This window comes from Brachyspira sp. (genome assembly GCF_050873525.1).
Classification (GTDB): Bacteria; Spirochaetota; Brachyspiria; order Brachyspirales; family Brachyspiraceae; genus Brachyspira.
On record NZ_JBNMIZ010000200.1, the window covers coordinates 1 to 4,876 of the forward strand.

Sequence of the window (4,876 nt, forward strand, 5' to 3'; positions counted from 1 at the left end):
ATTTAAAACTTCACAAAATTTTTTAAATAACTATATATAGTAATATTGATTTAATTTTAAGAAATTTTATAATTATTGCCAATAAAAATAAAAATTTTTATTAATAAAAAAATTTAATTTCATTGGAGGGTAAAACTCATGAAAAATGTGCCTGAAATTTTTGGCAGTATGGTTTTTAACGATAATGTTATGCGGGAAAAACTCCCAAAAGATGTTTATAAAAAATTGGTAAAAACCATAAAAAACGGAGAGAGATTGGATTTGGAACTTGCAAATGTTGTCGCTCATGCCATGAAAGAATGGGCTATAGAAAAAGGCGCGACTCATTTTACGCATTGGTTTCAGCCTATGACGGGAATAACGGCGGAAAAACATACGAGCTTTATAACGCAAGGCGAGGGCGGTTCTATTCGCATGGAATTCACGGGTAAAGAATTGGCTCAAGGAGAACCTGACGCTTCAAGTTTTCCTTCTGGCGGACTTAGAACGACTTTCGAGGCGAGAGGATATACGGCTTGGGACCCGACTTCCTATGCTTTCATTAAAGACAATACTTTATGCATTCCGACAGTTTTCTGTTCTTACGGAGGCGAGGCTTTGGATAAAAAAACTCCTCTTCTTCGTTCGATGGAAGTTTTGGAGAAAGAAGCTAAAAGAATACTTAAATTATTCGGACATAACGATGTCGGAAGAGTTTATACGACAGTCGGAGCGGAACAGGAATATTTTTTAATAGACAGAGAATTATATTTGCAAAGACAAGATTTAAGATATTGTAAAAGAACATTATTCGGAGCATGTCCTCCTAAAGGGCAGGAACTCGAAGACCATTATTTTGGAGTGATTAAACCGAGAGTTTCGGAGTTTATGAAAGAACTTGACAACGAACTTTGGAAACTTGGAATAATGGCGAAAACGGAACATAACGAAGTGGCGCCTGGACAATACGAATTAGCTCCAGAATTTTCAATTACAAATATTGCGGCGGACCAAAATCAGCTTATGATGGAATTAATGAAAGTAATCGCCGAAAAACATAATCTAACTTGCATTCTGCATGAAAAACCTTTTGCGGGAGTAAACGGAAGCGGAAAACATAATAACTGGTCTATTGCAACCGATACGGGAATGAATTTGCTCGAACCAGGAAATACTCCTTGGAAAAATAAACAATTCCTATTATTTTTAGTGGCGTTCATAAAAGCGGTTGACGAATATCAGGATTTGCTTAGAGTGACTACGGCAAGCGCAAGTAACGACCACAGACTTGGAGCGAGCGAAGCGCCTCCTGCGATAATATCGATTTTCTTGGGAGAAGAACTTACTAAAATGCTCGAAGCTTTCGGAAATTCAAAATATAAAGCGAAAGACAGAGAAGATATGGAAGTCGGAGTTCATTATTTGGCGAAATTAACTAAAGATTTAACAGACAGAAACAGAACCTCTCCTGTCGCTTTTACGGGAAATAAATTCGAATTCAGAATGGTTGGTTCGAGTTTGTCAATTTCGGGACCGAATATAATATTAAATACTATCGTTGCGGAAGCTTTATCTCAATTTGCCGATACTTTGGAAAAAAGTTCCAATTTTGAAAAAGATTTGGAAGAATTGATTAAAGACACTTTTGCAAAACATAAAAGAATAGTATATAACGGAAACAATTATTCGGACGAGTGGGTAAAAGAAGCGGAAAAAAGAGGATTATATAATTTGAAATCTATGCCCGAAGTTATGCCACATTTTATAACGAAAAAATCAGTCGAGCTTTTGACTAAACATAAAGTGTTTACCGAAGTTGAAATTCATTCGAGATACGAAATAGTTTTGGAAGAATATATTAAAGTTTTGAATATCGAAGCTTTGACTTTAATCGATATGATTAATAAAAATATTATTCCCGACTCGATTGAATACGAGGGAGCGCTTTCAAAAATAGCCGAAAGAAAGAAAAACTTAAAAATAAAATACGAAGTGGAAAAAGATTTGCTTAATAAAATAAGCGATTTGACAAAATCTTTATCCGACAAACTTAAAAAATTTGAAGGCTATATTGCGGAAGGAAAGAAAATAAGCGATGTTCAAAAATCGTCAAAATTCTATAGAGATAAAGTTTTGAATTATATGGATAACGAAATGCGTCCTATAATTGACGAACTTGAAAAAACGGTTTCTAAAAAATACTGGAAACTTCCGACTTACGGAGATATGCTTTATAGTTTGTTGTGATAGATTTTGTATTTCGTAAAGAATAAAATTAAAGTAGAGGATGTCGTAAGATGTTCTCTATTTTATTATGAATGATTTAAATGTTTGCAATGACAATATTTTTACTGTCATTACGAAGACTTGACAAAGTCTGAAGTAATCCACAGAAAAGAAATTTTATTATTTTGGATTGCTTCGCTTTCTTACGAAAGCTCGCACACTCTGTGTGCCTCGCCATGCGTGCCTTCGGCAACGGCAATGACTATATAAAATTAAATTTTATGAATCTAAAAGTCGATAAATAGAAAGTAATAATTGTTATTTGATTAAGTTATTTGTTTTTTGAGAATTTAATAAAAATTATACTATTGTCATTCGCCGAAGGCGTCCCGCACTCTGTGGGCTTTAGCCTAGGGAACGAGGCTATTTATAGCCGAATAATCTATTCTGTGTGGATTGCTTGGCGACTGCCAGCTTTAGCGCACTTCGTTCGCAATGACAATTTTATTAAATTTATTAAAAAAATATTTGACTTTTTTTAAAATAACGGTTATTATAAGTAAAGAAAAAAAATTTTAGAAAAAGCCAAGAGGCGAGAGCCGAAAGGCGAGGAGAACAAAATGACAATAATTAATGCAGTTAAATTAAAGGAAAGGAAAGGGCTTATTATATCTAATAGGCATCTCGGTTTTAATTTCAATAGTATTCATTGCATGTAACAAAAAGCCGACAGCGAGTAACGATTTTGCCGAAATAGACAAAGATTTGCCTACCTCAAGCACTGGAACTGGAGACAATACCGTTACAAGCACAACATTATCGACAGCCAATAATATAGATAGCCCCGTAGTTGTAGTTTCGGGCGATAAACTTATAATCGCTTACGGAGAAGGAAACAATATTAAATATCGCACGAGCGGTGACGGAGGCGATAGTTTATCTAAAGCTATGACTTTAGATTCTTCCGCAAAATATCCTTATATTTTCTTTGACGGAACTACGGTTAGCGCTATAGTAACGAAATATAATGGCAAAATTGGACCAGGAATGCCTTTAGCTGAGATAAAAGGAACATTTGAATTAAACGGAGAAGCATTCCAGATAAAATCTACTTCCTCTAAAGCTATGGATGGAATAATAAACGCGGATAATGTCGCTGGAGGCTGCAGTGTATTAGGCGCAGATAAATATTTTGGAAGCGGTAAGACAATCCGAACGGCTGCGGGCGCGGGAATAGGAATAGGCAATAGTCGTCAAATTCCTTTAAGCGAAGTTGGAGGAAATATAGAATTAATATTAGAGGCTAAAGAAATAACAGGCGACCTTAATGTTTCAGGATGGGGCTGGGATTTGAAAAAAGATTCTAGACAAACTACCAAAGGAAATAACGATGTTATAAAAATAGATAAAAATGGAAGCATATTTAAAACGAGCGAGGCAGCCGAAAAATCCGAAAGTTATTCGATTACTGCTAACGGAAAAATAACGGGTATAAGTTCAAGTCCTACGGTAGGAAACAATACTAGAGACGCTTCTATTGCTACGGATGGAAAAGGCAATATATATACTTTGACTATAGAAGACGGCGGTTTAATATTTAGAAAATTTAAAACAAGTATAACCGAAGGCACGATTAAATAATATTTGCGTTAAGGTTTAATCGGACTTAAAATTGAAAAGCGATTTGAGAGTTAATTATTAATTCCAAACGATTATAGATTTGAAAGTTCACGGTTGTTAAAATAGATATTAGATTATTTTGTTTGTGTTATTCTCAAGGGCGATGCATGAAAGTGTGTCGCCTTTATTTTTGGTTAGTAATAGAAGTTGACAAGTAATATAATAAAATTTCTTTTCTGTGGATTGCTTCGCCTCGACCTGCGTGCCTTCGGCAAAGGCTCGTTCCCTAGACTAAAGCCCACAAAGTGCGGGACGCCTACGGCGAATGACTAATTTGTTATATTTATAAAAATAATATCGGATTAACAATTTATAAAATTTAATAATGCGATATTGAATTTATAGTTTTTCAATTTCTTCTATGGTTAAGCCCGTAATTTCACTTATTAGTTTTATGTCCATATTTTTTGATTTCATATCTTTTGCTATGGTATAATTTCTTTCTTTTATGCCTTCAAGTTTACCTTCTTTTATGCCTTCAAGTTTGCCTTCTTTTATACCTTTTTTAATTCCCCTTTTTATTCCTTTTTCAATGCCTTCTTTAATTCCTTCTTCTCGTTCTCTATCAAGCATAATTTTTTGTCCTACCAAAAACGCGTCCCTTGCGTCATAAGCTCGCATAAGTTTATCGTCAGAAGTAAATCTTTTGTATTCTTCAATAACTTTTGTCATAATTGGGTTTGCCTCCTTCAATTCTTTTTCTATAGATTTTAAATTTTTTGTTGTAAAAAATTTCATCCAAGTTAATAATTTATTTTTCTTTAATTCGTCCAAAGTTGATTTTTCTATTATTTCAATAAATCGTTTCGCTTCTATAACATGCATTTGGATAAAATCTAAATCTACATTATGGTTTTTCGTGTCAATTAATTTAAAACAGCGATGCGGTTTACCTTCGTCTCCAAAATCTAAATTAAAATTAAGTAAATTGATACTTATTATTCCTGTAAGTTGTTTGTAATCTTCGCCCTCTTTCAATTCATTTACAATA

At 34.0% G+C, this 4,876-nt stretch carries 3 protein-coding genes; 2 read left to right on the plus strand and 1 reads right to left on the minus strand.

Annotated elements, in window-relative coordinates; translation table 11 throughout:
* The first annotated feature begins 138 nt into the window (after positions 1–138).
* Together ACR0QS_RS11075 and ACR0QS_RS11080 are read left to right on the plus strand one after the other, a co-directional pair.
* Positions 139–2,226, plus strand: coding sequence for a glutamine synthetase III (locus ACR0QS_RS11075; RefSeq protein WP_432633509.1), 2,088 nt, complete (start codon positions 139–141; stop codon positions 2,224–2,226).
* Positions 2,227–2,970: 744 nt separating this feature from the next.
* Complete coding sequence (locus ACR0QS_RS11080) at positions 2,971–3,846, plus strand: hypothetical protein (protein ID WP_432633510.1); 876 nt, start codon at positions 2,971–2,973, stop codon at positions 3,844–3,846.
* A gap of 378 nt (positions 3,847–4,224) precedes the next feature.
* Here the strand turns inward: ACR0QS_RS11080 and ACR0QS_RS11085 are convergent.
* Positions 4,225–4,876, minus strand: a 652-nt coding sequence (locus tag ACR0QS_RS11085) for an Rpn family recombination-promoting nuclease/putative transposase (protein ID WP_432633511.1), incomplete at its 5' end; no start/stop codon positions are given.

What these genes read in the sequence shown, in the direction of transcription:
- ACR0QS_RS11075 (WP_432633509.1), top strand. Translation starts at nt 139, where the DNA reads ATGAAAAATGTGCCTGAAATTTTTGGCAGTATGGTTTTTAACGATAAT.